Source organism: Oleiphilus sp. HI0117 (genome assembly GCF_001635235.1).
This window is the reverse complement of the sequence record NZ_LWGA01000137.1, coordinates 1-1162: the sequence shown is the minus strand read 5'-3', so window position 1 is coordinate 1162 and position 1162 is coordinate 1. Positions and strand designations below refer to the sequence as shown.

The window sequence follows — 1162 nt, the reverse complement described above, 5'->3', positions numbered from 1 at the left end:
TGGCTATATCACTATGAGTTGCGCCACCATCGGTGAAGCCATGGATAAAATACAGCCCTATGAAAGACTTGTCGGGGATATGGGAACAACCAGCTTTAAAGATTTAGGGAACAGCATCTTGCAGTGCTGGCACTGTATTTACGACGACCCGATTGTCAGGCCTCATATGATCGATAACGTGTTGGCTTCGTGGACAAACTTTGCACGCTGGTTAGCAAACCAAAATGCCTCTGCTGAAAAGATACTAATCGGGCGCCCCGCTCCTTCTGCAAAGCTCCAAGAAGAATATACCCGCTTCTTCAATGCACCCGTTGAGTTTGAGGCTCAGCACAACGGTATTGTGCTAAATAAAGACCTACTGTCTATTTCACTTCGCCAACCCGATAACCTGCTACTCAAAACTCTTGAATCTCATGCTAGTGAGCAAATGACTCACCTTAGCCTGGCTAGTGAGAACTTTGCTGATAAAGTCAAAGCACTCATTCGACACCAATTGAATCTAGGCAGCGCAAGAAAAGAACTCATTGCGAATGAACTAAACATGACCGAACGAACACTGCAGAGAAAACTCGTCGCTGAAGACAGTTCTTATCAAACGCTGTTAAATGAAGTCAGACTAGACTTAGCGACCGAACTTCTGAAAAGCTCCGAAATAGGAATTCAAGATATTGCTTATAACCTGGGCTTTTCTGACGGGCGCTCATTTCATCGCAGCTTTAAAAGTTGGACCGGTATGACACCAGGGCAGTACCGAACAGAAAGTTCGCAATTGAAAAGCCTATAAAACCGACAGCTTGGCGAGTATTAGTCGGTACTCACCAGGCCAGCCTTGGCAACCACGACATTATCCTGGGTTTCAGGAACACTTACTCGTTTGGAAGGTTTCTGACGCTTCATTTCATAAAGCCGCTCATCGGCTATTTTAAGCATCATTTTAGAGTCGACTCGATCCATTGATTCTGTCGAAATCACGCCATAACTAATCACAACAGGAATTACCTTATCCTCGACTCTGAGAGGCGTATTCAAGAGATGCTCGCGAATACGCCCTGCAATAATATCAGCGCCTTCTTGGCGCTGATGAGGCAGCAACACGACAAACTCATCACCAGCAAAGCGGAATGCCAAATCACTCTTTCGTGTTAACTCATTCAGATGATGT

The 1162-nt window shown here is 45.4% G+C and carries 2 protein-coding genes; one reads left to right on the top strand and one right to left on the bottom strand.

What is annotated here, in order from left to right:
• Positions 1-784, top strand: a 784-nt coding sequence (locus A3757_RS01905) for an AraC family transcriptional regulator (protein WP_156506105.1), incomplete at its 5' end; no start/stop codon positions are given.
• A gap of 20 nt (positions 785-804) precedes the next feature.
• On the opposite strand, the gene A3757_RS01900 is transcribed toward A3757_RS01905, so the two are convergent.
• A partial coding sequence (locus A3757_RS01900) for a diguanylate cyclase (protein WP_156506104.1) occupies positions 805-1162 on the bottom strand: 358 nt, incomplete at its 5' end.